Source organism: Pseudomonas sp. GNP014, assembly GCF_054344005.1.
This window is the reverse complement of sequence record NZ_JBTGUS010000001.1, coordinates 2,256,653-2,283,319: the sequence shown is the minus strand read 5'-3', so window position 1 is coordinate 2,283,319 and position 26,667 is coordinate 2,256,653. Positions and strand designations below refer to the sequence as shown.

Here is a 26,667-nt window from a genome sequence, read left to right as displayed (position 1 = left end):
CCCACAGGTTTCTCTGCCTTACACAATATTTGAGTGCGCTGAAAATCCCTGTGGGAGCTGGCTCGCCAGCGATAGCAATCTCAAGGCAATAAAAAACCCGCCGATGATCACTCATCGGCGGGCTTTTTCTTGCAGCTTGAAACTAGAAGCTTGTCGCTGCTTTATTGCTTAGATCGCGCCACGCTTGCGCAGCAGATCCAGCACTTGCTTGACGCTTTCTTCCAGCGACAGCGACTGGGTGTCGATCACCAGGTCGGCGTTCAGCGGCACGTCGTACGGGAAGGATTCGCCCGGGATGTTGTCGCCACCGGCGGCATACAGACCCTGCGGATCACGTTCGGCACACACGGCCGGCGAGGCCTGCACGTAGACCGTCAGCAGACGATCCTTGCCGATCAGTTCCTTGGCCTGCTCGCGACCTTCAGCACTTGGCGCGACGAACGCTGCCAGGGTCAGCAGACCGGCTTCGTTGAACTGACGCGCGACATGCGCGGCACGGCGCCAGTTCTCGGTGCGACCGGCGCGATCCTGCGGCAGACCTTTGTTGAGGTCATGACGCAGATTCTGACCATCCAGAACAAACACCGCCCGGCCCATGTCGAACAACTTACGCTCGACCGCATAGGCCAGCGTGCTTTTGCCCGCGCCCGACAAACCGCTGAACAACACGGTGGCCGGCTGCTGACCGAAACGCTGAGCGCGTTCTTCGGTGGCAACATGGGCGAGTTTGCCGTGATGCGTGGCAGTGCCATGCGTCACTGGCTGAGCAACGATCATGCCCGCGCCAACGGTGCCATTGGTCAAACGGTCGATGACGATGAAGGCGCCAGTGGTGCGGTTGCTCTCGTAACCGTCGAGGGCGATCGGCGCGTCGAGCGCGATCTTCACCTTGCCGATTTCGTTGAGCTGCAACGCGCTCGCCGGGCCTTCTTCCAAGGTGTTGACGTCGACCTTGTTGACGATGCTGGCGATCGAGCCCGGCACGTAACTGGTAGCGCGCTTGATGTCGTATTTCTTGCCCGGCAGCATCGGCTCTTCAGCCATCCACACCAGCATCGCTTCGAAGCTGTCGGTGACCGGCGGCACGTTGTCGGCATGCACCAGCAGGTCGCCACGGGAGATGTCGATTTCGTCTTCCATGGTCAGCGTCACCGCTTGACCCGGGCCGGCGTGCTCCAGTTCACCTTCGAAGGTGACGATGGATTTCACGCGGCTGCTCTTGCCCGACGGCAGCACCACCACTTCATCGCCCTTCTTGACGATGCCGCTGGCGAGGGTGCCGGCGAAACCGCGGAAGTTCAGGTTCGGACGGTTGACGTACTGCACCGGGAAACGCAGATCGGTGAAGTTGCGGTCGCCCGCCACTTCCACGGTCTCGAGGATTTCCATCAGCGACTGGCCGGTGTACCACGGCGAGCGCTCGGACTTGTTCACCACGTTGTCGCCCTTCAGCGCCGACATCGGCACGAAGTGCATGCTGGTCGGCTTCATCTTCAAGCCTTCGGCGAACTTCAGGTAATCGGCCTTGATCGACTCGAACACGCCTTCATCGAAGTCCTTGAGGTCCATCTTGTTGATGGCGACAACGATGTGTTTGATGCCCAGCAGGGACGCGATGAAGCTGTGGCGACGGGTCTGGGTCTGCACGCCGTAACGCGCATCGACGAGGATGATCGCCAGGTCACAGGTGGACGCACCGGTGGCCATGTTGCGGGTGTACTGCTCATGGCCGGGGGTGTCGGCGATGATGAATTTGCGTTTGGCGGTGGAGAAATAGCGGTAGGCGACATCAATGGTGATGCCCTGCTCACGCTCGGCCTGCAGACCGTCGACCAGCAACGCCAGGTCGATGTCGTCACCGGTGGTGCCGACTTTCTTCGAATCACGGGTGATGGCTTCCAGGTGATCTTCGTAGATCATCTTGGAGTCGTGCAGCAGGCGCCCGATCAGGGTGCTCTTGCCGTCATCGACGTTACCGCAGGTCAAAAAGCGCAGCAGCTCTTTACGCTCGTGCTGGCCCAGGTAGGCGAGGATGTCCTCGCTGATCAAATCAGATGCGTGGCTCATTGCATTCAAGCTCCGAGCTGTAAGCTTCAAGCGGCAAGCTTGTCGGCGTACAGCTAGTCAGAAATTTTGTTGATCAACCCGACCAGCATTCTAGAAAGCTCTCGGGTTTCCATAATCCAATTTTCAGCCAGCGGTTCTGCGATGTAAGCGATATCTCGGCCTATCAGGATCTGGGTTCGCAACTCTCCACAAGACGCCTTAGCGATCCAAAGAAAGTGGATCTTTTCTTTGCAACTCCGGCGCTCCATGCCTTCAGCAATATTGGAAGGCACTGACAGTGCAGAGCGGGTGATCTGATCCTTGAATCCAAAATCCCCGCATCGCGAAAACTCTCTAAAAATCCTCACCGCCAGACATTTGCTTCGCTGCCAAACAACCAGTTTCTCGAAATCCATTACGAGTCATCCGATTCCGGCTCGCAGCAACCGGCCGCAAGCGCCAAACCGCGAAGTTACGCATACTGCCTTTAACTTGCAGCTTGCCGCTTGTAACTTGAAGCTTAAAAGTATCCCTGACGTTTTTTATCTTCCATCGAGCCTGCGCCATCGTGGTCGATGACCCGGCCCTGGCGCTCGGAAGTTCGCGTCAGGAGCATTTCCTGAATGATGTCCGTCAGGCTTTCGGCCTCGGACTCTACCGCGCCCGTCAACGGGTAGCAGCCAAGGGTGCGGAAACGCACTTTCTTTTTGACGATGCGTGCCTTGTCCTCATCGGACAGGTGTTCGAGGATACGGTCGTCGTCGATCATGATCAGCGTACCGTTCTTCTCGATCACTTCGCGTTCGGCGGCGAAGTACAGCGGCACGATCGGGATGCCTTCGAGGTAGATGTACTGCCAGATGTCCAGTTCGGTCCAGTTCGACAACGGGAACACACGAATGGATTCGCCCTTGTTGACCTTGCCGTTGTAGACGTTCCACAGCTCCGGACGCTGGTTTTTCGGGTCCCAGCGGTGCTTGCTGTCGCGGAACGAGTACACGCGCTCTTTGGCGCGGGATTTCTCTTCATCGCGACGGGCACCGCCGAAGGCTGCGTCGAAACCATGCTTGTCGAGTGCCTGTTTCAGGCCCTCGGTCTTCATGATGTCGGTGTGCTTGGCGCTGCCGTGGGTGAACGGATTGATGTTCTGTGCCACGCCATCGGGGTTGATGTGGGTGATCAGGTCCAGGCCCAGTTCTTCGACCATCTTGTCGCGGAACTTGTACATCTCCTGGAATTTCCAGCGGGTGTCGACGTGCATCACCGGAAACGGCAGTTTGCCCGGGAAGAACGCCTTGCGTGCCAGGTGCAGCATCACGGCGGAGTCTTTACCGATGGAGTACAGCATCACCGGGTTATCGAACTCGGCGGCCACCTCGCGGATGATGTGGATGCTTTCCGCCTCCAGCTGTTTCAGATGCGTCAGTTTGTCGACCATGGCTACTCACGAAAGCTTTCTTATGAACGGCCAGCGGGCCGTGTTCGAGCGGGGAATCCTAGCACAGCGTCCTTCTTCTAATCAGGGCGCAAGCTAGAACGAAAGGGCATATGAATATGCCCACTCGTTTGGGCGCGCGCCCCCCCTGTATGAGCGAGCAGGCTCACTCCTACAGGAGAAATGCGGAGTTCATCAGATCGGGTTGGGGCAGTCGATGAAGATGTGTTCGACGGCGAAGCGTTTCGCCAGATAGTCGCCCAGGGCCTGTACGCCGTAGCGTTCGGTGGCGTGATGACCGGCAGCGATGAAGCTGATGTCGTTCTCGCGGGCGCTGTGGAAGGTCTGCTCGGACGCTTCACCGCTCAGATACAGATCGACACCTGCCGCGACCGCCTGATCGATATAGCCCTGCCCGCCGCCGGTGCACCAGCCGACCCGACGAATCATCGGGCTGCCTTCGATCAGCAGCGGTTCACGGCCCATGACGTCTTTTACCTTGCGGGCGAAATCACGCGGGGTCATGGGTTCGTTCAACGACCCGACCAGACCGACAATCTTCAGGTTGTCCGGGTCCAGCGGCCCTTCGACGGTGATGTCCAGTTGCCGCGCCAGTTGCACGTTGTTGCCGACCTCCGGGTGCAGGTCCAGCGGCAAGTGGTAGGCGAGCAGACTGATGTCGTGCTTGAGCAAGGTCTTCAAGCGACGCTGCTTCATGCCGGTGATGCAGGGGTTCTCGCCCTTCCAGAAGTAACCGTGGTGCACCAGTATCAGATCGGCCTCGGCTTCGACGGCGGCATCGAGCAATGCCTGACTGGCGGTGACGCCGCTGACAATGCGCATCACCTGTGGCCGGCCTTCGACCTGCAGGCCGTTGGGGCAATAATCGGCAATTTTCGCACTGCCAAGGTAACGGTCGGCTTCTTCGACGAGGGTGCTGAGGGCAACGGCCATGAAAGACTCCTAAATATCCCGTTCAGAGGCGCGCGCGGCCTCGTATAATGCGCGACATTATGGGCGGTCTGACCCCGCCTGCAACTTTTCCAGGACGTGCTTAATGCTCAAGGCGCTGCGTTTTTTCGGCTGGCCGCTGTTGGCCGGTGTGCTTATCGCTCTGTTGATTATTCAACGTTACCCGCAGTGGGTCGGGCTCCCGAGCCTCGACGTCAACCTGCAACAGGCCCCGCAAACCACCAGCGTGCAGCAAGGGCCGGTGTCCTACGCCGATGCGGTGACCATCGCCGCGCCGTCGGTGGTCAACCTTTACACCACCAAAGTCATCAACAAACCCGCGCATCCGCTGTTTGAAGACCCACAGTTCCGGCGTTTCTTCGGTGACAACTCGCCCAAGCAGAAGCGCATGGAGTCGAGCCTCGGTTCCGGCGTGATCATGAGCCCGGAAGGCTACATTCTGACCAACAACCACGTCACCAGCGGCGCGGATCAGATTGTCGTGGCGCTCAAGGATGGTCGCGAGACATTGGCCCGGGTGATCGGCAGCGATCCGGAAACCGACCTCGCCGTGCTCAAGATCGATCTGAAAAACCTGCCGGCGATCACTATCGGTCGCTCCGACAACATTCGCATCGGTGACGTCGCGCTGGCCATCGGCAACCCGTTCGGCGTCGGCCAGACGGTGACGATGGGCATCATCAGCGCCACCGGGCGCAATCAGCTGGGCCTGAACAACTACGAAGACTTCATCCAGACCGACGCCGCGATCAACCCGGGCAACTCGGGCGGTGCGCTGGTGGATGCCAACGGCAACCTGACCGGCATCAACACGGCGATCTTCTCCAAGTCCGGCGGCTCGCAGGGCATCGGTTTTGCCATTCCGGTGAAACTGGCGATGGAAGTGATGAAGTCGATCATCGAGCACGGCCAGGTGATTCGTGGCTGGCTGGGGATTGAAGTGCAGCCGCTGACTCAGGAACTGGCCGAATCGTTTGGCTTGTCGGGACGCCCGGGGATTGTGGTCGCGGGGATTTTCCGCGATGGCCCGGCGCAAAAAGCTGGCCTGCAGTTGGGTGACGTGATTCTGAGCATTGATGGCGAACCGGCCGGAGATGGTCGCAAGTCAATGAACCAGGTCGCGCGGATCAAGCCGACCGACAAGGTGACCATCCAGGTCATGCGCAACGGCAAAGAGCTGAAGCTCACCGCTGAAATCGGCCTGCGCCCACCACCGGCACCGGTGCAGGAAAAAGAAGGGTAAGAGATTGTTCGCGCCAACGGCGCGAATAGCAGACATTCTCAACGGGCATGTTATATTGTTTCAATTGAACAATTGGAACAACATAACATGTCGTCTCGAAAAAGGGCCTCCCTGCTCCGTCTGACCCTGGGTCTACCCCTTGGCTTGCTGGGCGATCCGGTCTTCGCCGAAGAACCGCAACCGCTCGAACTCGACGCCATCAGCGTCACCTCCGACTACGAATCAGCCACCGACCCGGTCAAGGGCTATCGTGCCACGCGGTCGTCGAGCGCGACGAAAACCGACACCGCGATCCGCGACATTCCGCAAGCGATCAGCGTGATACCGGCCAGCGTGCTCAAGGATCTGGGCAGCAGCAGCGTCGAACGCGCACTGGATTTTGCCGGCGGCGTCTCGAAGCAAAACAACTTCGGCGGTCTGACGCTTTACGAATACAGCGTGCGCGGTTTCACCACTTCGGAGTTCTACAAGGACGGTTTCAGCGCCAACCGCGGTTATCCGAGCACGCCGGACGCCGCCAACATCGAGCGCATTGAAGTGCTCAAAGGCCCGGCTGCCAGCCTGTACGGCCGTGGCGATCCGGGTGGCACGGTGAACATCGTCACCAAGAAACCGCAGCCGCAAGCCTTCACGACGCTGCAAACCAGCGCTGGCAGTTGGGACCGTTATCGCAGCGCACTGGACGTCAACACCCCGCTCGATGAACAGGGTGACGTGCTGTCGCGGGTCAACCTCGCCGTCGAGGACAACCACAGCTTTCGCGATCACGTCGACAGCCAGCGCGTGTTCGTCGCCCCCTCGATCAGTTGGCAACTGAATCCCGACACGTCACTGCTGGTGGAAAGCGAAATCGTCCGTCACAGCTCCACCTTTGATCGCGGCATCGTGGCGCCGAACAACAAATGGAGCGGCGTCTCGCGCTCGACCTTCCTCGGCGAACCGAACGACGGCAACATCGCCAACCACAACAACCTGCTGCAGGCGACACTCGAGCATCACCTCGACGACCGCTGGAAACTGCGTCTGGCCAGCCATTACAAGGAAGGCAAGCTCTGGGGCGACGCGTCCGAAAGCCGACCGCTGAACACCGATGGCCATACCGTCAACCGCCGTTATCGCGAACGCGACACCAACTGGCACGACAGCATCACCCAACTGGAACTGCGCGGACTGTTCGACCTCGGCCCCTGGCAGCACGAACTGCTGATCGGTACCGAGTATGAAAACTTCCGCAAGAACGAGCGCGTCACCACCATCGCCGGCGGTCCGTACGCCATCGACATCTATAAACCGATCTACGGCCAGGCGAAACCCGACGGCGCGCGCTCGGGCAGCGACTTTTTCGAGCACGTCGAGAGTCAGGCGCTGAACCTGCAGGATCAAATTGTTTTCACCGACAAGCTGCGCGGGATGATCGGCGCGCGTTTTGAACATTTCGATCAACACATCAATGATCGCAGCCGCAATGCCACCAGCCACCAACGTCACGACACCCTCACCCAACGCGCCGGCCTGCTCTATCAAGTGACGCCGGATACCGGCCTGTTCGCCAACGCATCGACCTCGTTCAAACCAAACAATGGGCTCGACGCGTCCGGCAAATCATTCGATCCGGAAGAAGGCGTCGGTTATGAAATCGGCATCAAGAACGAGCTGTTCGACGAGCGCCTGAGCAGCACCCTCGCCTTCTTCCACATCGACAAGGAAAACGTCCTCGCCCTCGACCCGGCTACCGACAGCAGCCGCGCGATGGGCAAGGCGCGCAGTCGCGGGTTCGATTGGCAGGTCACCGGGCAAGTGACCGACGCCGTGCGGGTAATTGGCGCCTTCGCCTACATTGATGCCGAAGTCACTCAGGGTGACGCGGTGATTCCCACCGGCAGCCGCATTCTCGGCGTGGCTAAACGCAGCGGCAGTCTGCTGGGTGTGTACGAGTTTCAGGACGGCCACCTGCGCGGCTCGGACGTCGGCGCGGCGTTCACCTACGTCGGCGACCGTTCCGGTGAAGCCGGCAGCGACTTCGAATTGCCGGCCTACCACACCGTCGACCTGCTGGCCCATTACAAGGCCAGCGACACCGTCACCGTCGGCCTGAACCTGAACAACCTCTTTGACGAAAAGTACTACGAGCGCGCCTACAGCAACTACTGGGTCAACCCCGGCGAACCGCGTAATTTCACTGTCAGCCTGACTCTCAACCTGTAAAAGGAAGTCCCCATGCAATACGGCAAAACCCTTGTGCTCATCGCCGCGCTGTTCGCCGGCCAAGTCTCGGCCCACGGCCTGTGGACGGAACAACGCCGCGGCAATATCGAAGTGATCTACGGCCATGGCGCCGAAGACAACGCGTTCAAGGCGCAGAAAATCAGCGGCGCCTGGGCCTATGATGCGGGCGGCAAGATGATCCCGGTCAGCGTCGAGCGCCTGGCGGACCATGCACGCTTGAAACCCTTGAAGTCGCCGGCGGTGATGGCCGTGGCGCTGAACAACGGGATGTGGTCGCAGACGGCTGACAAGAAGTGGATCAACGAAGGGCGCAGTAAAGTGCCAGGGGCGGTCGAGGCGACCGAGACGTTCAAATACAGCCTGGCGATTTACCAGCCGGGGGCAAAGTTGCCCAAGCTCGATCAAATCAGGTTGCTGATTTTGCCGGAGGTCGATCCGCTGACCGTTGGCCCGGGCAAATCATTGCCGGTGCGGGTATTGCTCGATGGCAAACCGGCAGCGGGCGTGAAGTTGATCGGCGATTATCGCAGTGCGCCGAACACGCTGAGCACCGAGACCGACAAAGACGGACGTGCGCAGGTGTTGGTGAGGAATGAAGGGTTGAATGTGATTGCGGCGCAGGTGGAAGTGCCGGTCAAGGACAGCGCTGATGTGGACAGTCGTGGCCTGTTCAGTTCGCTGACGTTCCTTGGCGAACCGCATCACGAATAAAAGCCGACCCTCACCCCAACCCTCTCCCGGAGGGAGAGGGGGCCGACCGGGTTGTCTTGCGGGATACATCGACCTGAAAGATCAAGTCGATTAGGGATTCGGCACAGCACTTTCACGTCGGCGAAACTCTGCAATATCCCGCAATCAGTCCCCTCTCCCTTTGGGAGAGGAGGCAGACCGAGTTGTCTTGCGGGATACATCGACCTAAAAGATCAAGTCGATTAGAGATTCGGTACAGCACTTTCACGTCGGCGAAACTCTGCAATATCCCGCAATCAGCCCCCTCTCCCTTTGGGAGAGGGGGCCGACCGGGTTATCTTGCGGGGATACATCGACCTGAAAGATCAAGTCGATTAGAGATTCGGTACAGCACTTTCACGTCGGCGAAACTCTGCAATATCCCGCAATCAGTCCCCTCTCCCTTTGGGAGAGGCCGCCGACCGGGTTGTCTTGCGGGATACATCGACCTGAAAGATCAAGTCGATTAGGGATTCGGCACAGCACTTTCATGTCGGCGAAACTCTGCAATATCCCGCAATCAGGTCCCCTCTCTCTTTGGGAGAGGGGGCCGACCGGGTTGTCTTGCGGGATACATCGCCCTGAAAGATCAAGTCGATTAGGGATTCGGTACAGCACTTTCACGTCGGCGAAACTCTGCAATATCCCGCAATCTGTCCCCTCTCCCTTTGGGAGAGGGTCAGGGTGAGGGCTTTGCTTTTAGAGCTCGCCAAGCCCAACGATCAGCGCCTGGTTCTGCTCCGGCGTACCGATCGAAATCCGCAGGAACTGCGCAATCCGCTCCTGCTTGAAGTGCCGCACAATCACGCCCTGCTCACGCAACTTCGCTGCCAGACCCGCCGCATCATGCTGCGGGTGCCGCGCAAAAATGAAGTTGGCCGCCGACGGCAACACTTCAAAACCCTTGGCCTGCAACTGCGCGATCACCCACTCGCGGCTCTCGATCACCAGACGGCAGGTCTTGTCGAAATACTCGCGATCTTCGAACGCTGCTGCCGCACCGACAATCGCCAGGCGATCCAGCGGATAAGAGTTGAAGCTGTTCTTGATCCGCTCCAGCGCTTCGATCAGATCCGGATGCCCCACCGCCAGACCCACGCGCAGCCCGGCCAGCGAGCGCGACTTGGACAGCGTCTGCGTTACCAGCAGGTTCGGATAACGGTCAACCAGACTGATCGCCGTCTCGCCGCCGAAGTCGATGTACGCCTCATCCACGACCACCACCGAATCCGGGCTGGCCTTCAGAATCTGCTCGACCGCCTCCAGTGCCAGCAGGCAACCGGTCGGTGCGTTCGGGTTCGGGAAAATGATCCCGCCGTTCGGCTTGGCGTAGTCCGCCGGGTTGATCTGGAACTGCGCGTCCAGCGGCACGGCATCGAACTGGATGCCGTACAGACCGCAATACACCGGATAGAAGCTGTAGCTGATATCCGGGAACAGCAGTGGCTGCTCGTGTTGCAGCAGACCGTGGAAGATGTGCGCCAGCACTTCGTCCGAACCGTTGCCGAGGAACACCTGATTGCTCTGCACGCCGTAGTAGTTGGCGACGGCGGTTTTCAGCAGATCGCTGTTCGGGTCCGGGTACAGACGCAGGTTGTCGTTGAGTTCGGTCTGCATCGCCGCAAGGGCTTTTGGCGACGGGCCGTAGGGGTTTTCGTTGGTGTTGAGCTTGACCAGTCTGGTCAGCTTCGGCTGCTCGCCTGGCACGTAAGGCACCAGATCCTTGACGAACGGGCTCCAGAATTTACTCATGTTCATTCCCCTTGCCCTTGAAGAAAGTCTTGGTCTTTGATGCGGTATTCAGCGCTGCGTGCGTGCGCGCTCAGGGATTCGCCACGGGCCAGCACCGATGCGGTCTTGCCCAGCTCGGAAGCACCGGCTTCGGAGCAGAAGATGATCGACGAACGTTTCTGGAAGTCGTACACACCCAGCGGCGAGGAGAAACGCGCGGTGCCGGAGGTCGGCAGCACGTGGTTCGGGCCGGCGCAGTAGTCGCCCAGCGCCTCGGAGGTGTGACGGCCCATGAAGATCGCGCCGGCGTGACGGATCTGCGGCAGCCAGGCCTGCGGGTCGGCCACCGACAGCTCCAGGTGCTCCGGGGCGATGCGGTTGGCGACTTCGATGGCTTGCGCCATGTCACGCACGTGAATCAGCGCGCCGCGACCGTTGATCGAGGTTTCGATGATGGTCGCGCGGTCCATGGTCGGCAGCAGCTTGTCGATGCTCGCGGCCACCTTGTCGAGGAACCCGGCGTCGGGGCTGACCAGAATCGCCTGGGCGTCTTCGTCGTGTTCGGCCTGGGAGAACAGGTCCATGGCGATCCAGTCCGGATCGGTCTGGCCGTCGCACACTACGAGAATCTCGGACGGGCCGGCGATCATGTCGATACCAACCTGACCGAACACGTGGCGCTTGGCGGTGGCGACATAAATGTTGCCCGGGCCGACGACCTTGTCCACTTGCGGCACGCTTTCGGTGCCGTAAGCCAGCGCGGCAACCGCCTGCGCACCGCCGATGGTGAATACCCGGTCGACGCCGGCGATGCACGCCGCCGCCAGCACCAGCTCATTGATTTCACCGCGCGGGGTGGGCACGACCATGACCACTTCGGTCACGCCGGCGACCTTGGCCGGAATCGCGTTCATCAACACCGACGACGGGTACGACGCCTTGCCGCCTGGCACGTAGAGGCCGGCGCGATCCAGTGGCGTGACCTTCTGGCCCAGCACCGTACCGTCGGCTTCGGTGTAGCTCCAGGAGTCCTGTTTCTGTTTTTCGTGGTAGCTGCGCACGCGCGCTGCGGCTTTTTCCAGCGCTTCGCGTTGCGCCACGGTGATGCGGGTCAGGGCCAGCTCCAGGCGCTCGCGCGGCAGGATCAGGTCAGCCATCGAGGCGACTTCAAGGCCGTCGAATTTCTGGGTGAACTCGACCAGCGCCGCATCACCGCGCTCGCGCACAGCCTTGATGATGTCCAGCACGCGCTGATTGACCGAGTCGTCAGACACACTTTCCCAGCTCAGCAGATGATCCAGATGATGCGCGAAATCCGGGTCAGCAGCGTTGAGTCGGCGAATTGCAGTCGGTGCGGTCATAGCGAGAGCCTCATAGGAATGGCAAAAACTCAGGCGCCCTAACTTAGCAGTCGTTTCCGCTTGGGCACCTGAGATTCTGGCTATGAGGCGGATAGACGGGCGCGACTCAAGGTCGCGCAGGTACATCAGCCGCGGTGTCGCGATTCCACTGCCTTGCGCAGGGTATCGATCAACGCCTGGATCCGGGCGTGTTGCATCTTCATCGAAGCCTTGTTGACCACCAGGCGCGAGCTGATCGTGGCGATCAGTTCCTGAGGTTCCAGGCCGTTGGCGCGCAGGGTGTTGCCGGTGTCGACCACGTCGATGATCTTGTCGGCCAGACCAATCAGCGGTGCCAGCTCCATCGAGCCGTAGAGCTTGATGATGTCGACCTGACGGCCCTGTTCGGCGTAGTAACGCTTGGCAACGTTGACGAACTTGGTCGCCACGCGCAGACGGCCTTTAGGCTCGGCTGCACCAATCTTGCCGGCGGTCATCAGCTTGCACTGGGCAATCTGCAAGTCCAGTGGCTCGTAAAGGCCCTGGCCGCTGTATTCCATCAGCACGTCCTTGCCGGCCACGCCGAGGTCGGCCGCGCCATGCTCGACATAGGTCGGCACGTCAGTGGCGCGCACGATCAGCAGACGAACGTCGTCCTGGGTCGTGGAGATGATCAGCTTGCGGCTCTTGTCCGGATTCTCGGTCGGCACGATGCCCGCTTCGGCGAGAAGCGGCAGGGTGTCGTCAAGGATTCGGCCCTTGGACAGTGCGATGGTCAACATGGGAAACGTCAGTCCTTATCAAGGTACTCATGTCCGGTCGCAATCGGCGCCGGACACACATCGAGCCGGAAACCGGCTCGACTCAAAACGAACTCAGCGGACACGTCCCTGTGTCCCGATGCAGCAATCAGCCCGGAACGCGACGGATCTTGGCGCCCAGCATCTGCAGTTTTTCTTCGATGCACTCGTAACCACGGTCGATGTGGTAGATGCGATCGATCAGGGTATCGCCTTCGGCCATCAGTGCCGAGATCACCAGACTGGCCGACGCCCGCAGGTCGGTCGCCATCACTGGCGCACCCTTGAGGATTTCGGTACCGGTGACGATGGCAGTGTTGCCTTCGACCTGGATCTTGGCGCCCATGCGGTGCAATTCGTACACGTGCATGAAACGGTTTTCGAAGATCGTCTCGATCACGGCACCGGTGCCTTCGGCAATGGCGTTGAGCGAGATGAACTGCGCCTGCATGTCGGTCGGGAACGCCGGGTACGGCGCGGTGCGCACGTTGACCGCTTTCGGGCGTTTGCCGTGCATGTTCAGCTCGATCCAGTCTTCACCGCAGGTGATTTCTGCACCGGCTTCACGGAGTTTTTCCAGAACGGCTTCGAGAATGGTCGGATCAGTGTCCTTGACCTTGACGCGGCCACCGGTGACCGCAGCGGCCACCAGGTAGGTGCCGGTTTCGATACGGTCAGGCATGACCTTGTAGAACGCCGAACCCAGGCGCTCGACGCCATCAATGGTGATGGTGTCGGTACCGGCGCCGGAAACCTTGGCGCCCATGGCGTTGAGAAAGTTCGCCAGGTCAACCACTTCAGGCTCGCGAGCGGCGTTCTGCAGCACGCTGCGGCCCTTGGCCAGAGCAGCGGCCATCATGATGTTTTCGGTACCGGTCACACTGACGGTATCGAAGAAGAAGTGTGCACCGCGCAGGCCGCCTTCCGGCGCCTTGGCCTTGATGTAGCCGCCTTCGACGTCGATGACCGCGCCCATGGCTTCGAGACCACGGATGTGCAGGTCGACCGGACGCGAACCGATGGCGCAACCGCCAGGCAGGGCGACTTCGGCTTCACCGAAACGGGCAACCATCGGGCCCAGCACGAGGATCGACGCACGCATGGTTTTCACCAGTTCGTACGGGGCGATCAGGGTCTTGATGGTGCGCGGGTCGATTTCGACGCTGAGTTTCTCGTCGATCACCGGCTCGATGCCCATGCGACCGAACAACTCGATCATGGTGGTGATGTCATGCAGGTGCGGCAGGTTGCCAACGGTCACCGGGCCATCGCACAGCAGGGTGGCGGCCAGGATCGGCAGGGCAGAGTTCTTTGCCCCGGAAATGCGGATCTCGCCATCAAGACGAGCGCCACCGGTAATAATCAATTTATCCATAAGAATCTCGACGCCCTAGGGCTCAGGTGCGCTCGGCCCAGGCCGCGCGGCTGAAAAATTTCATAGTGACCGCGTGGATGCTGCCATCGGCGATCCATGGGTTCAAATGGGCATAGATGCTTTGCTGACGCTTGACCGGGCTCAACGCCGCCAGTTCATCGCTAATCACGTTCAGCTGAAAGTTGCACCCTTCGCCTTCAACTTCTACCAGCGTTCCTGGCAGCTTCCCTTCAAGGAAGCTCTTCACTTCTACGGCCTGCATGCTCAACCTCAATCGGCGCCCTGTGCGCACGGGTCGGACATCATACAAAAAAGCCCCGCGCCTGCGAACCCCGCATGGCAGGACTCTGACGGGGGGCTATTTGACTGATGCGGGTTCAGGGGTGCGCCAACAACTCGGTCAGTTCACTGACCTGAGCGATTTCACGCATGTCTTCGGGCATCGCGCGAATGCTGACGGCCTTGCCGGCCGCCTGGGCATCACGCATGAAGCACAGCAGCAACGACAAACCGACGCTGCTGGACTTCTTTACCGCCGAGCAGTCGATCACCAGCGACGACGCCTTGCTGGATTTGATCAGCGCCTGGCCTTCCTTTCGCAAGTCCGGCCCGGTGCGATAATCCAGCACTCCGCTGAGCAATAGCTCGTCGACATCACTCATACGAACTGCCGCCTCACTCATTGCGCTGGTTTCTTTTCGGTGGCTTCCTTGGCCTTGGCCACTTCACCGGCCCAACCATTGATGGTCTTGTCCAGATCGTTGCCATTGCGCTGCATCGCATCCGCGAACTGGTCACGGAACAGCTTGCCGATGTTGATGCCATTGATGATCACGTTACGCAGCTTCCACTCGCCGCTGATCTTCTCGAGCGTGTACTGCACAGGATAGATCGCGCCATTGCTGCCCTTGACGGTCATGCCGACGCTGGTGCGATCGCCCGACTCATCCTTGGCAGGATCAACCGTGATGCCCTGATTGTTGTACTCGAGCAAAGCGTTGCCGTAGAACTGGAACAGGCCTCTCTTGAAGTTTTCCTGGAAGGTCTTCATCTGCGCGGGCGTGGCCTTGCGCGAATACTTGACCGTCATGATGCTTTTGGAAATGCCTTCGGCATCCACCACCGGACCGACGATGGTATTCAACGCCGTGTAGAAATCCTGCGGATCCTGCTTGTACTTCTCTTTGTTCGCTGCCAGGTCGGCAAGCATCCGGTTAGTAGTGTCCTGAACCAGATCGTGCGCGGATTGCCCGGGCGCAGCGTTAGCCATCAGAGGCAAGGCCGCGAGCAACACCAACAGGCCACGTCGCAAGGTAGAGATCATTCAAAAGCTCCTCATTTGGCGTCTTTGCTAACGGTATTGAGCAGGAATTTACCGATCAGGTCTTCCAGTACCAGTGACGACTGCGTGTCGTGGATGGTTCCACCATCCTTCAGACGGGTGTCCTCCCCGCCTACGCTGATACCGATGTACTTCTCGCCCAGCAGACCAGCGGTCAGGATAGACGCTGTGGAGTCAGTCGGCAGGTTGTCGACCTTTTTATCCACTTGCAGGGTGACCCGACCGGTGAAGCTGTCACGATCCAGATCGATCGCCGTGACCTTGCCGATGGTTACGCCGGCCATGGTCACTTTGGCTCTGACCGTCAAACCGGCGATATTGTCGAAATAGGCATAAAGTTTATACGTGTCGGTGGTCGAAGTCGGAGACAGGCCACTGACCCGCAAAGCAAGCAGCAACAAAGCCAGGATCCCTGCCAGCAGGAACAGGCCGACACCGATTTCCAGGGTGCGGTTTTGCATCAGAAATCTCCAAACATCAAAGCGGTCAGAATAAAGTCCAGGCCGAGCACTGCCAGCGAGGCAAATACCACGGTCTTGGTGGTGGCGCGACTGATGCCCTCGGAAGTGGGCTCACAGTCATAGCCTTGGAATACGGCAATCCAGGTCACGACGAAGGCGAACACGATACTTTTGATGACGCCGTTGAGCACATCGCTGGTGAAGTTCACGCTGTTCTGCATGTTCGCCCAATAAGAGCCTTCATACACACCCAGCCAGTCGACAGCTACCCACGAACCACCCCAGATACCCACCACGCTGAAAATCATGGCCAGCACTGGCAGGGAAATGAAACCGGCCCACAGCCGCGGGGCAATGATGTACTTGAGCGGGTCGACACCGATCATTTCCAGGCTGGAAAGCTGTTCGGTGGATTTCATGTTGCCGATTTCGGCGGTCAGCGCCGAGCCGGCACGCCCGGCGAACAACAGCGCGGTCACCACCGGCCCCAGTTCACGCAGCAGGGTCAACGCAACCATCTGCCCCACGGCCTGCTCCGAACCGTAGCTCGACAGAATGCTGAAGCCTTGCAGCGCCAGGACCATGCCGATGAAAATCCCGGAGACCACGATGATCACCAGCGACATGACGCCAACCGAATGCAGCTGCTTGACCAGCAGGCCGAAACCGCCGCTGATGCCGCCACGGCCGAGCAAGGCGTGAAACAGGAACAGCGTGGCACGCCCGAACACCGCAACGGCGTCGATTGCCGACTCGCCGAACCGGCGTACGCGCTCTATTAATGAAATTCTGCGCATCAGCGCTTCCCCAGAAGATCTGCGCGGAAATCCGTCGCTGGAAAATGGTACGGCACCGGGCCATCGGGATTACCGGTCATGAACTGGCGGATACGCGGTTCATCCGAGTTCATCAATTCATCCGGCGTGCCCTGCCCCAGCACCTGACCATCACCCACTACATAGATGTAATCGGCGATGCTGGCGGTTTCGGCCAGGTCGTGGGAAACCACGATACTGGTGATCCCCAGGGCATCGTTGAGCAGACGGATCAGACGCACCAGCACGCCCATGGCGATCGGGTCCTGACCGACGAACGGTTCGTCATACATGAGGATCTGCGGGTCGAGGGCAATGGCCCGGGCCAGCGCCACACGACGCTTCATGCCTCCGGACAACTCGTCGGGCATCAGATCGATGGCGCCGCGCAGACCCACCGCCTGCAACTTGAGCAGAACGATGTCGCGGATCATTTCATCCGGCAGATCGGTATGAACGCGCAGGGGAAACGCGACGTTCTCGAAGACATCGAGATCGGTAAACAGCGCGCCGCTCTGAAACAGCACGCCCATGTGCTTGCGCGCATCGAACAGATCGCTGCGCGACAGCGCCGGCAGGTTCTGACCGTTGACCCAGACTTCGCCGCTGCCGGGACGCAACTGTGCGCCCATCAACCGCAGCAGCGTGGTCTTGCCACACCCGGAAGGCCCCATGATGCCGGTGACCTTGCCGCGCGGGATGCGAATATCGACGTTATTGAAAATGCTGCGCGCACCGCGCTTGAAGGAGACTCCCTTCAGCTCGACCGCGTAAGCGTTATCGGCACTCATCTAAACTCCTTGCGATGCAGCCTCTCACTCGGACGCCTGGCTTTCCTGGGAAAGCACATACCTCGAGGGCAGGCCGAACTGGCGGCGAACTATATCACTGCAAAGCCCAAGCGCCCAAGGCCTCTACCGGGCTGTGTTCAGCGACATGACAGGCTTTGAGGGGCTTTTTCCGGGTTTTGGTTACGAGGAATGACAAAGCACGACGAACTTGCGTGAGGCTTTGCCACATAACCGCTATAATCGCCGCCTTTTCATCGGGCTATACGATTCTGACATGAGCCAAACCAGCGACCTGATTCAATCGGCACAACGCACCATTCGCCTCGAAGTGGAAGCCATACAAGGCTTGTTGCCCCATATCGACGCCGATTTCGTACGCGCTTGCGAGATGATTCTGGCCAGCAAGGGCCGTGTCGTCGTGGTCGGCATGGGCAAGTCCGGGCACATCGGCAACAAGATTGCCGCCACCCTGGCCAGCACCGGCACCCCGGCATTTTTCGTCCACCCGGCCGAAGCCAGCCATGGCGACATGGGCATGATCACCCGCGAAGACGTGATTCTGGCCCTGTCGAACTCCGGTTCGACCAACGAAATCGTCACCCTGCTGCCACTGATCAAGCGACTGGGCATCCAGTTGATCAGCGTGACCGGCAACCCGGCCTCCCCTCTGGCGAAAGCCGCCGAAGTGAACCTCAATGTTCACGTCGAACACGAAGCTTGCCCGCTGAACCTGGCGCCGACGTCCTCGACCACCGCCGCCCTGGTCATGGGCGATGCCCTCGCCGTGGCATTGCTGGAGGCGCGTGGCTTCACCGCTGAAGACTTCGCTTTCTCGCACCCGGGAGGCGCCCTTGGCCGCCGCCTGTTGCTGAAAGTGGAAAACGTCATGCACGCCGGTCAGGAGCTGCCGCAAGTGCAACGCGGCACTCTGCTCAAGGACGCGCTGATGGAAATGACCCGCAAGGGTCTGGGCATGACCGTCATTCTTGAAACCGACGGCAAACTCGCCGGGATCTTCACGGACGGTGACCTGCGTCGCACCCTGGATCGCAGCATCGACATCCGCAGCGCCACCATCGACCAGGTCATGACCGCGCACGGCAAGACGGCCCGCCCCGAGATGCTGGCTGCCGAAGCCCTGAAAATCATGGAAGACCACCGAATCAACGCACTGGTCGTTGTTGATGAAGAGGATCGCCCGGTGGGCGCCTTCAACCTCTCCGATCTGCTGCGCGCAGGAGTGATGTAATGAGTAACGATCTGCTGCAACGCGGCAAAGCGATCAAACTGGCGGTTTTCGACGTCGACGGCGTACTCACCGACGGTCGCCTGTACTTCCTTGAAGACGGCAGCGAATTCAAGACCTTCAACACCCTCGACGGCCAAGGCATCAAAATGCTGATGAACGCCGGCGTGCAGACCGCTATCATCAGCGGTCGCAAGACCCCGGTGGTCGAGCGTCGGGCGAAAAACCTGGGGATTCCCCACCTGTTTCAGGGCCGCGAAGACAAACTGGTCGTTCTCGACGGCCTGCTTGAAGAACTGGGCCTAAGCTATGAGCAGGTGGCCTACCTCGGTGACGACCTGCCTGACCTGCCGGTGATTCGCCGCGTCGGCCTCGGCATGGCCGTGGCGAATGCCGCCGACTTCGTGCGTGAACACGCTCATGGCGTGACCCGGGCACGTGGTGGCGAAGGTGCCGCCCGCGAATTCTGCGAATTGATCCTGCGCGCCCAGGGCCGCCTCGATGCGGCCAACGCCGCGTACCTGTGAGCCAAACCATGTTTAGCAAAAAATTTCGCAATTTCCTGCTGTTCGGCTGCATAGCGGCGCTATTTGCAGCGGTCGGTTACTGGAACATCAGCCCGGGGCGCTTCCTCGACAAGCCTGCGGTCACGTCCATCGAGAACCCGATCGACTGGTATGCGACCAACACGCATACCCTGCAGTACCTGCCGGACGGCAAGGTGCAGTACGAAATGACTTCCGACAAGGCCGAGCACGTCAAGGCCACCGACATCACCCTGGTCACCAAGCCCGACCTGAACATGTACCGCGGCACGGAATTTCCGTGGCACGTGACCAGCGAGCGCGGCGAAGTGAATTCGGGCGGTACTCAGGTCGAATTGATCGATTCTGTGCGCATCAAGCGCACCGATGAGAAGAACCGCGATCTGCTGGTCACCTCCACGCGCATGACAGTGTTCCCACAGGACCAATATGCGCAGACCGAGCAACCCGTTAGAATCGACGGCGCTGGCGGTGTATCGACTGGCGTAGGCATGAAAGCGTATCTGAAGGAAAGCAGGATACACCTGCTATCGAACGTAAGAGGACAGTATGAGGCTCGTTAAAACCCTCCCTATTTTGCTCAGTCTGGGCGCAGCACTGGGAAGCGTGAGCGCCTGGGCTCTGCCGAACGATCAGCAGCAACCAATCCGCATCCAGGCCGACGACGCCCAACTGGACGACAAGAACGGCATCGCCACCTATAAAGGTGACGTGATCATCACCCAGGGTTCGATGAAGGTGACCGGCAACACCGTGACCATCACTCGCACCCCGAGCGGTGATATCGACGTGGTGACCTCGGTGGGCAACCTCGCCTACTTCGAACAACTGCAGACCGCTGGCGACACCAAGCCGGTTCAGGGCTGGGGTGTGACGATCCAGTACCATGCCGCGCAGAATCGCGTCGTACTGATCGACAAGGCCAAGGTTGTCGACAAGGACAACAACACCACCCAGGGCGAGAAAATCGTCTACGACACCGTGAAGAAACTCGCCAGCGCCGGTCGCGCGACCGGCAGCAAGGTCACCGAATCGCGTCCGCGTATCGACATGGTGATCCAGCCGAAGAAGAAAACCGACGAGAAAACCCAGTAATGGCAACTCTGAAAGCTCAGCACCTGGCCAAGGCCTATAAAAGCCGCCAGGTCGTGCGTGACGTCAGCCTGTCGATCGACAGCGGCCAGATCGTCGGCCTGCTCGGCCCTAACGGCGCCGGCAAGACGACGTGCTTCTACATGATCGTCGGCCTGGTGCAGGCCGATCAGGGCCGCGTACTGATCGACGATCTGGACGTCAGCCACCAGCCGATGCACGGTCGTGCCAAGGCCGGTATCGGCTATCTGCCGCAAGAAGCGTCGATCTTCCGCAAACTGTCGGTGGCCGACAACATCATGGCCATCCTCGAGACCCGCCCGGAACTCGACAAGGCAGGCCGTCGCAAGGAGCTGGAAAGCCTGCTGCAGGAATTCCACATCAGCCACATCCGCGACAACCTCGGCATGAGCCTGTCCGGTGGTGAACGCCGCCGGGTGGAAATCGCCCGCGCCCTGGCGACTGCACCGAAGTTCATCCTGCTCGACGAACCGTTCGCCGGTGTCGACCCGATCTCGGTCGGCGACATCAAGCAGATCATCCACCATCTCAAGGCCAAGGGCATCGGCGTACTGATCACCGACCACAACGTCCGCGAGACGCTGGACATCTGCGAAACCGCTTACATCGTCAACGACGGCCAGTTGATTGCCGAAGGCGACGCAGAAACCATTCTGGCCAACGATCTGGTCAAAGAAGTGTATCTGGGTCACGAGTTCCGCCTGTAAGCGCGACGTCCCGGTGGTTCGCGAGGGCGCTGTATCGTTGAAGCAGTTTTTTATACGTTTTAATTGTTACAGCGCTCTAGGCAAACACTTCAGTTTCAGGCATATAATTTGCTTAAGTTTGGCGCTTCGGCGCCCTGTAGTGGATGGCGCATAGCGCCGGCGAATAAGGTGTTAAGCCCCTGCCATGAAACCATCGCTAGTCTTGAGAATGGGCCAGCAGCTGACGATGACACCGCAGCTGCAACAGGCCATCCGCCTGCTCCAATTGTCGACCCTGGATCTGCAACAGGAAATCCAGGAGGCCCTGGAATCCAATCCGATGCTCGAACGCCAGGAAGAAGGCGACGACTTCGACAACTCCGACCCGCTGGCCGACAACGCCGAACACAAGCCCAATACCGAAATCCAGGAACCTTCCTACCAGGAATCCGCCCCGACGGTGGACAACCTCGAGGAGGGCGAATGGAACGAGCGCATCCCCAACGAGCTGCCGGTCGACACCGCGTGGGAAGACGTCTACCAGACCAGCGCCAGCAGCCTGCCCAGCAGCGATGATGACGAGTGGGATTTCACCACCCGCACTTCTGCCGGCGAGAGCCTGCAAAGCCACCTGTTGTGGCAACTCAATCTTGCCCCGATGTCCGACACCGATCGCCTGATCGCCGTGACGCTGATCGACTGCATCAACAACCAGGGCTACCTGGACGAGACCCTTGAAGAGATTCTCGAGGCATTCGACCCGGAACTGGATATCGAACTGGACGAAATCGAAGCCGTCCTGCACCGCATCCAGCAATTCGAGCCGGCCGGTATCGGTGCGCGCAACCTCGGTGAATGCCTGCTGCTGCAACTGCGCCAGTTGCCCGCCAAGACGCCGTGGCTCGCGGAAGCCAAACGCCTGGTCACCGATTACATCGACCTGCTCGGCAGCCGGGATTACAGCCAGTTGATGCGCCGCATGAAGCTCAAGGAAGACGAGCTGCGCCAGGTCATCGAACTGGTGCAAAGCCTCAATCCGCGTCCCGGTTCACAGATCGAATCGACCGAAGCCGAATACGTGGTACCGGACGTCATCGTGCGCAAGGACAACGAGCGCTGGCTGGTCGAACTGAACCAGGAATCAGTGCCACGCCTGCGGGTCAACGCGCAGTACGCCGGTTTCGTCCGTCGCGCCGACACCAGTGCCGACAACACCTTCATGCGCAATCAGTTGCAGGAAGCCCGCTGGTTCATCAAGAGCCTGCAGAGCCGCAACGAGACCCTGATGAAAGTTGCCACGCAGATCGTCGAGCATCAGCGCGGCTTTCTGGAGTACGGCGACGAGGCCATGAAACCGCTGGTCCTGCATGACATCGCTGAAGCGGTAGGCATGCACGAATCGACGATTTCCCGGGTGACCACGCAGAAATTCATGCATACCCCGCGCGGTATTTATGAACTGAAATACTTTTTCTCCAGCCACGTCAGCACCTCCGAAGGCGGCGAATGCTCGTCCACGGCGATCCGCGCGATCATCAAAAAACTGGTTGCCGCGGAAAATCAGAAAAAGCCGTTGAGTGACAGCAAGATCGCTGGTTTACTGGAGGCACAAGGCATTCAGGTGGCTCGCCGCACCGTCGCCAAGTACCGCGAATCCCTCGGGATCGCGCCTTCGAGCGAACGCAAGCGGTTGATGTAAGCCACGTTACAGCGTTCCAGTGGCAGGCTATCCAGCCTGCCGCTTTATGCACTGGCAACGAAGGAGAAGCTGTATGCAAGTCAACATCAGTGGACACCAACTGGAAGTGACCGAACCTCTGCGCGATTACATCAATGAGAAACTTCAACGATTAGAGCGCCATTTCGACAAGATCACCAACGTGCAAGTCACGATGTGCGTCGAAAAGCTGAAGCAGAAAATCGAAGCCACCTTGCATATTCCCGGCAGCGAAGTGGTCGCCAACGCAGAAGATACTGATATGTATGCTGCGATCGACTCACTCACCGACAAGCTGGATCGCCAACTCAAAAAGCATAAGGAAAAGACCCAGAGCCTGCTCCAGGGCGCTACCGGTCGATAACCCCCCTACTCCATGATCCGACTTGAAAGTATCCTGACCCCCGGCCGTTCCCTCGTGAACGTGCCGGGCGGCAGTAAAAAGAAAGCCCTCGAACAGATTGCCAACCTGATCGCCCGTGAAGTGCCTGATCTGGAGATGCAAGATGTCTTCGAGGCGTTGATTGCCCGTGAAAAACTCGGTTCCACCGGTTTTGGTAACGGCATCGCCATTCCTCATTGCCGCCTCAAGGGTTGCGAAGCGCCAATCAGCGCATTGATGCACCTTGATGCACCCATCGATTTCGATGCCATCGACGGCGCTCCGGTTGACCTGCTGTTCGTCCTGCTGGTGCCGGAAGCTGCCACCGATGCTCACCTGGAATTACTGCGCCAGATCGCCAGCATGCTCGATCGCAAGGAAGTTCGTGAAAAACTGCGCAGCGCATCGAGTAACGAAGCCTTGTATCAGGTCGTCCTGAGCGAGCAGAACGGTCACTAATCATGCGCTTGATCATTGTCAGCGGCCGCTCCGGCTCGGGTAAAAGCACCGCCCTGGATGTCCTTGAGGACAACGGCTATTACTGCATCGATAACCTGCCGGCCGGCCTGCTGCCGGAACTGGCCGAACGCGCGCTGATTCATACCGAGCTGGCGCAACCGCTGGTGGCCGTGTCGATTGATGCGCGCAACCTGCCCAGCCATCTGTCGCGCTTTCCGGAGCTGCTTGAAGAAGTCCGCAGCCGCCACATCCAGTGCGATGTGTTGTACCTGGATGCCGACGAAGAAACCCTGCTCAAGCGTTTTTCGGAAACCCGTCGCCGCCACCCTTTGAGCACGGCCAATCGTTCGTTGGCCGAAGCGATCAGTGATGAAACCGCTCTCCTCGGCCCGATTGCCGATCTGGCCGACCTGAAAATCAACACCACCAACCTCAACCTCTACCAGTTGCGCGACACCATCAAGTTGCGCCTGCTGAACCAGCCGGAGCCGGGAACGGCCTTTCTGGTCGAGTCATTTGGCTTCAAGCGCGGGATGCCGGTGGATGCGGACCTGGTGTTCGACGTCCGCTGCCTGCCCAATCCTTACTGGAAACCGGAGCTGCGCGCGCAGTCCGGGCTGGACGCACCCGTGGCCGAGTACCTGGCGGCGCAACCGGAAGTCGAGGAGATGTTTCAGGACATTTTCAGCTATCTGCACAAGTGGCTGCCGCGCTTCGCCGCGAGTAACCGCGCCTACGTCACCATTGCCATTGGCTGCACCGGCGGGCATCACCGCTCCGTCTACCTGACCGAACGCCTGGGTCAGGCCCTGCAGAAAACCCTGAAGAACGTCCAGGTTCGCCACCGCGACCTCACTTAAAGGATTCACACCGCGATGCCTGCTCTGGAAATCGAAATCATCAATAAACTGGGCTTGCATGCCCGCGCGTCCGCCAAGTTCGTTGGCGTGGCCGGCCAATATCCCGATTGCACGATCAGAGTGGGTCGCACACCGGAGACCACGGTCGATGGCAAAAGCATCATGGCGATGATGATGCTGGCTGCCGGCAAGGGCACCAAAATCTATCTGAGTACCGAAGGCCATCAGGAACAGGAAGCGCTGGATGCGCTGGTGGCGTTGATCAATAACTACTTCGACGAAGGTGGTTGAAAGCCACAAACAGGCTATCGCAGCCCTCAGCGCACAAATCCCCCTGTAGGTGCTGCCGAGGCTGCGATCTTTTGATCTCTTCAACCCAACGCCGTATCCATCACCATCATCAAACAGAAGCCGATCAACAAGCCAAGACTGGCCAGCTTGTCATGGCCATTGCGTCGCGACTCCGGGATTACTTCGTGAGTCACCACCAGCAACATCGCCCCCGCCGCCAGTGCCAGCCCCAATGGCAATAACAACTCCGCCAGGCTGACCAGCCACGCACAGAGCAGTGCAAACACCGGCTCGACCAGACCTGACGCCGCGCCGATCAAAAACGCTTTGCCCCGTGACATTCCTGCCCCCGCCAGTACCAGCGCAATCACCAGACCTTCCGGCACATCCTGCAGGGCAATGCCCATCGCCAGGCTGTCGGCATCGGGCATGCCGCCGCCGGCGGAAACGCCGACCGCCATGCCTTCCGGGATGTTATGGGCAATGATGGCGAACACGAACAGCCAGATCCGTGGCGCAATCACTGGATGCTCGACAGTGCCAACGAGCATTTCCGGTGAAGCTCCCGAGACCTTGCGATCGACCAGAAACAGGCCGAACGCCCCGAGCATGATGCCGAAGCAGATCAGCCCGCTCGCAGCCCACGGGGTCAAGCCAAGACCTTCTGCAGCGGCGATACCTGGCACGATCAGCGAAAACGCCGTCGCCGCCAGCATCACCCCGGCACCGAAGCCGAGCAAGGTATCGCCAAGCGCCTGCGGCATGTTGCGAATCACCAGCACCGGCACCGCGCCGAGCGCGGTGCCCAAGGCGCAGAGTGCTCCCCCCTGCAAGGCCCGCGACAGTCTCGGTTCAAGGTCCAGCCATTGCAGTCCGTGGGCGACCAGCAAGGTCATGCCCGCCAGCAGCAATAGCGATCCCACCGCGTAACGAAACATACGCCCACTGCCGATCGCCAGTGTTTCAGTGCCCATAGTCAACCCTGGATGGTTTTTGTAGAAGGCTTACACCAGTGCGGCCCGATAGCGCGCAGCGACTTCAGGCCAATTGATCACGTTGTAGAACGCGCTGATGTACTCCGGGCGACGGTTTTGGTAGCGCAGGTAATAGGCGTGCTCCCAGACGTCCAGACCGAGAATCGGTGTGTTGCCGTTCATCAACGGGCTGTCCTGGTTGCCGCTGCTCTCCACCAGCAGTTTTTTCTCCGGCGTGACGCTGAGCCAGGCCCAGCCACTGCCAAAGCGGGTCAGCGCAGCCTTGGTGAACGCTTCTTTGAAACTGTCGAGGCCGCCCAGTTGCTCATTGATGGCTTCGGCCAGCGCACCTTCCGGCTTGCCGCCGCCGTTGGGCGCCATGACTTCCCAGAACAGCGAATGGTTGGCGTGTCCGCCGCCCTGATTGATGACCGCCGCACGGAGTTTTTCCGGCAGTTGTTGAACGCTGGCGACCAGTTTCTCGACCGGCCACTCGGCAAACTCGGTACCTTCAATCGCTGCGTTGAGGTTGTTGATGTAGGTCTGGTGATGCTTGGTGTAGTGAATCTCCATGGTCTGCGCGTCGATGTGCGGCTCCAGCGCATCGTAGGCGTAAGGCAAGGCAGGCAAGGTAAAAGCCATTTCAATGAACTCCATGGTGATGGGTGGCAGGCGCACGGCGTGCATTGCCGGTGTCGGGATGCAGCAGACGCTGGGTACGCGGGTACTCGCCGTGTTCGCTGATGAAATTCAGCAGTTCGACATAGCTCTTGCTGCTCTGGCGCAGTGCCGCTTCCCGCAGGGCCATGCGCAGGCGCTCGTCCTGCATGGTCTGCAACAGCCGTTGGTGGATCGCGCAGAGATATTCGGCGCTTTCCTCCGGCTGATTCAGGCACAGGTGCAGATCCGCCAGGTTGTGGTGGGAGATGACGCAGGCCGCCACCGCTTCATCGGCATCCGGCCAGCGCTCGAACAACACTTGCGCCAGGGCCAGCGCTTGCAGATAAGCCTCACGGGCATCTATCAGTTCGCCCAGCATGAAGCAGCGATTGGCCCGTTCGATCGTGCGTTTCCAGTGCTCCATGGTG

The 26,667-nt window shown here is 59.7% G+C and carries 30 protein-coding genes; 13 read left to right on the top strand and 17 right to left on the bottom strand.

Features of this window, described 5'->3' with window-relative positions:
- Positions 1 to 168: 168 nt before the first annotated feature.
- The 4 genes from cysN to ACXX9E_RS10110 form a co-directional block, all read right to left on the bottom strand.
- A complete protein-coding gene (gene cysN, locus ACXX9E_RS10125) occupies positions 169 to 2,067 on the bottom strand; it encodes a sulfate adenylyltransferase subunit CysN (protein WP_222833646.1) in 1,899 nt (632 codons plus the stop codon).
- 53 nt (positions 2,068 to 2,120) lie between these two features.
- Entirely contained in the window at positions 2,121 to 2,462 is a 342-nt protein-coding gene (locus ACXX9E_RS10120; protein WP_128615205.1) for a four helix bundle protein, read from the bottom strand.
- 104 nt (positions 2,463 to 2,566) lie between these two features.
- Positions 2,567 to 3,484 carry a sulfate adenylyltransferase subunit CysD gene (cysD, locus tag ACXX9E_RS10115; protein ID WP_098967227.1) on the bottom strand — a complete coding sequence of 306 codons (918 nt, stop codon included), beginning with the start codon at positions 3,482 to 3,484 and terminating at the stop codon, positions 2,567 to 2,569.
- A gap of 192 nt (positions 3,485 to 3,676) precedes the next feature.
- Positions 3,677 to 4,435, bottom strand: coding sequence for a Nif3-like dinuclear metal center hexameric protein (locus ACXX9E_RS10110; RefSeq protein WP_222833647.1), 759 nt, complete (start codon positions 4,433 to 4,435; stop codon positions 3,677 to 3,679).
- 103 nt (positions 4,436 to 4,538) lie between these two features.
- On the opposite strand from ACXX9E_RS10110, the gene algW reads away from it, so the two are divergent.
- From algW to ACXX9E_RS10095, 3 genes are all read left to right on the top strand, one after another.
- Entirely contained in the window at positions 4,539 to 5,696 is a 1,158-nt protein-coding gene (gene algW, locus ACXX9E_RS10105; protein WP_458555377.1) for a Do family serine endopeptidase AlgW, read from the top strand.
- 87 nt (positions 5,697 to 5,783) lie between these two features.
- Positions 5,784 to 7,901, top strand: coding sequence for a TonB-dependent siderophore receptor (locus tag ACXX9E_RS10100; RefSeq protein ID WP_458555376.1), 2,118 nt, complete (start codon positions 5,784 to 5,786; stop codon positions 7,899 to 7,901).
- Between the two features lie 12 nt (positions 7,902 to 7,913).
- Entirely contained in the window at positions 7,914 to 8,633 is a 720-nt protein-coding gene (locus tag ACXX9E_RS10095; RefSeq protein WP_128615208.1) for a DUF4198 domain-containing protein, read from the top strand.
- 717 nt (positions 8,634 to 9,350) lie between these two features.
- On the opposite strand, the gene hisC is transcribed toward ACXX9E_RS10095, so the two are convergent.
- From hisC to ACXX9E_RS10045, 10 genes are all read right to left on the bottom strand, one after another.
- Positions 9,351 to 10,403 carry a histidinol-phosphate transaminase gene (gene hisC, locus ACXX9E_RS10090; RefSeq protein ID WP_123464686.1) on the bottom strand — a complete coding sequence of 351 codons (1,053 nt, stop codon included), beginning with the start codon at positions 10,401 to 10,403 and terminating at the stop codon, positions 9,351 to 9,353.
- Between the two features lie 2 nt (positions 10,404 to 10,405).
- Complete coding sequence (gene hisD / locus ACXX9E_RS10085) at positions 10,406 to 11,743, bottom strand: histidinol dehydrogenase (RefSeq protein WP_123464684.1); 1,338 nt, start codon at positions 11,741 to 11,743, stop codon at positions 10,406 to 10,408.
- A 125-nt stretch (positions 11,744 to 11,868) separates the two neighbouring features.
- On the bottom strand, positions 11,869 to 12,504 hold the full coding sequence (gene hisG, locus ACXX9E_RS10080) for an ATP phosphoribosyltransferase (RefSeq protein WP_458555375.1): 636 nt from the start codon (positions 12,502 to 12,504) through the stop codon (positions 11,869 to 11,871).
- 127 nt (positions 12,505 to 12,631) lie between these two features.
- Positions 12,632 to 13,897 (bottom strand): UDP-N-acetylglucosamine 1-carboxyvinyltransferase, encoded by a 1,266-nt coding sequence (gene murA, locus ACXX9E_RS10075; protein ID WP_042608749.1) that lies wholly within the window; start codon positions 13,895 to 13,897, stop codon positions 12,632 to 12,634.
- A 22-nt stretch (positions 13,898 to 13,919) separates the two neighbouring features.
- Complete coding sequence (locus tag ACXX9E_RS10070; protein ID WP_123464679.1) at positions 13,920 to 14,159, bottom strand: BolA family protein; 240 nt, start codon at positions 14,157 to 14,159, stop codon at positions 13,920 to 13,922.
- A gap of 115 nt (positions 14,160 to 14,274) precedes the next feature.
- On the bottom strand, positions 14,275 to 14,580 hold the full coding sequence (locus ACXX9E_RS10065; protein ID WP_064387999.1) for an STAS domain-containing protein: 306 nt from the start codon (positions 14,578 to 14,580) through the stop codon (positions 14,275 to 14,277).
- Positions 14,577 to 15,221, bottom strand: a complete 645-nt coding sequence (locus ACXX9E_RS10060) for an MlaC/ttg2D family ABC transporter substrate-binding protein (RefSeq protein WP_123464677.1) — start codon at positions 15,219 to 15,221, stop codon at positions 14,577 to 14,579. Before ACXX9E_RS10060 ends, ACXX9E_RS10065 begins: the two co-directional genes overlap by 4 nt.
- An 11-nt stretch (positions 15,222 to 15,232) precedes the next feature.
- The gene (mlaD, locus tag ACXX9E_RS10055; RefSeq protein ID WP_007967220.1) at positions 15,233 to 15,700 is read right to left on the bottom strand and encodes an outer membrane lipid asymmetry maintenance protein MlaD; all 468 of its coding nucleotides are present in this window, start codon (positions 15,698 to 15,700) and stop codon (positions 15,233 to 15,235) included.
- Positions 15,700 to 16,497, bottom strand: coding sequence for a lipid asymmetry maintenance ABC transporter permease subunit MlaE (gene mlaE / locus ACXX9E_RS10050; protein ID WP_064119368.1), 798 nt, complete (start codon positions 16,495 to 16,497; stop codon positions 15,700 to 15,702). Before mlaE ends, mlaD begins: the two co-directional genes overlap by 1 nt.
- Positions 16,497 to 17,306, bottom strand: a complete 810-nt coding sequence (locus ACXX9E_RS10045; RefSeq protein ID WP_123464675.1) for an ATP-binding cassette domain-containing protein — start codon at positions 17,304 to 17,306, stop codon at positions 16,497 to 16,499. Before ACXX9E_RS10045 ends, mlaE begins: the two co-directional genes overlap by 1 nt.
- A gap of 274 nt (positions 17,307 to 17,580) precedes the next feature.
- On the opposite strand from ACXX9E_RS10045, the gene ACXX9E_RS10040 reads away from it, so the two are divergent.
- The 10 genes from ACXX9E_RS10040 to ACXX9E_RS09995 all read left to right on the top strand — a co-directional run bounded on the left by ACXX9E_RS10040 (position 17,581) and on the right by ACXX9E_RS09995 (position 24,605).
- Positions 17,581 to 18,555, top strand: a complete 975-nt coding sequence (locus ACXX9E_RS10040; RefSeq protein ID WP_123464673.1) for a KpsF/GutQ family sugar-phosphate isomerase — start codon at positions 17,581 to 17,583, stop codon at positions 18,553 to 18,555.
- A complete protein-coding gene (locus tag ACXX9E_RS10035) occupies positions 18,555 to 19,079 on the top strand; it encodes a KdsC family phosphatase (RefSeq protein ID WP_123464671.1) in 525 nt (174 codons plus the stop codon). The genes ACXX9E_RS10040 and ACXX9E_RS10035 overlap by 1 nt, the downstream gene beginning before the upstream one ends.
- An 8-nt stretch (positions 19,080 to 19,087) precedes the next feature.
- On the top strand, positions 19,088 to 19,660 hold the full coding sequence (gene lptC, locus ACXX9E_RS10030) for an LPS export ABC transporter periplasmic protein LptC (RefSeq protein WP_123464669.1): 573 nt from the start codon (positions 19,088 to 19,090) through the stop codon (positions 19,658 to 19,660).
- Positions 19,647 to 20,192 carry a lipopolysaccharide transport periplasmic protein LptA gene (lptA, locus tag ACXX9E_RS10025; protein ID WP_123464667.1) on the top strand — a complete coding sequence of 182 codons (546 nt, stop codon included), beginning with the start codon at positions 19,647 to 19,649 and terminating at the stop codon, positions 20,190 to 20,192. Before lptC ends, lptA begins: the two co-directional genes overlap by 14 nt.
- Entirely contained in the window at positions 20,192 to 20,917 is a 726-nt protein-coding gene (lptB, locus tag ACXX9E_RS10020) for an LPS export ABC transporter ATP-binding protein (RefSeq protein WP_024011621.1), read from the top strand. Before lptA ends, lptB begins: the two co-directional genes overlap by 1 nt.
- Before the next feature lie 184 nt (positions 20,918 to 21,101).
- Positions 21,102 to 22,595: an RNA polymerase factor sigma-54 gene (locus ACXX9E_RS10015; protein WP_128615211.1), complete on the top strand. Its 1,494-nt coding sequence runs from the start codon at positions 21,102 to 21,104 to the stop codon at positions 22,593 to 22,595.
- 73 nt (positions 22,596 to 22,668) lie between these two features.
- Positions 22,669 to 22,977: a ribosome hibernation-promoting factor, HPF/YfiA family gene (gene hpf, locus ACXX9E_RS10010; RefSeq protein ID WP_077571130.1), complete on the top strand. Its 309-nt coding sequence runs from the start codon at positions 22,669 to 22,671 to the stop codon at positions 22,975 to 22,977.
- A gap of 12 nt (positions 22,978 to 22,989) precedes the next feature.
- Positions 22,990 to 23,454, top strand: a complete 465-nt coding sequence (gene ptsN, locus ACXX9E_RS10005; protein WP_123464663.1) for a PTS IIA-like nitrogen regulatory protein PtsN — start codon at positions 22,990 to 22,992, stop codon at positions 23,452 to 23,454.
- A gap of 2 nt (positions 23,455 to 23,456) precedes the next feature.
- A complete protein-coding gene (gene rapZ, locus ACXX9E_RS10000; RefSeq protein WP_123464661.1) occupies positions 23,457 to 24,314 on the top strand; it encodes an RNase adapter RapZ in 858 nt (285 codons plus the stop codon).
- A gap of 15 nt (positions 24,315 to 24,329) precedes the next feature.
- A complete protein-coding gene (locus ACXX9E_RS09995; RefSeq protein WP_008085079.1) occupies positions 24,330 to 24,605 on the top strand; it encodes an HPr family phosphocarrier protein in 276 nt (91 codons plus the stop codon).
- Positions 24,606 to 24,685: 80 nt separating this feature from the next.
- Here the strand turns inward: ACXX9E_RS09995 and ACXX9E_RS09990 are convergent, their stop codons facing one another.
- Genes ACXX9E_RS09990 through ACXX9E_RS09980 form a run of 3 tightly spaced genes read right to left on the bottom strand, consistent with a single transcriptional unit; the run spans position 24,686 to position 26,663 of the window.
- Entirely contained in the window at positions 24,686 to 25,579 is an 894-nt protein-coding gene (locus ACXX9E_RS09990) for a ZIP family metal transporter (RefSeq protein WP_458555374.1), read from the bottom strand.
- A 30-nt stretch (positions 25,580 to 25,609) separates the two neighbouring features.
- Positions 25,610 to 26,221, bottom strand: a complete 612-nt coding sequence (locus ACXX9E_RS09985) for a superoxide dismutase (protein WP_128615213.1) — start codon at positions 26,219 to 26,221, stop codon at positions 25,610 to 25,612.
- 1 nt (position 26,222) lies between these two features.
- A complete protein-coding gene (locus tag ACXX9E_RS09980; RefSeq protein WP_458555373.1) occupies positions 26,223 to 26,663 on the bottom strand; it encodes a DUF2753 family protein in 441 nt (146 codons plus the stop codon).
- Positions 26,664 to 26,667: the final 4 nt, after the last annotated feature.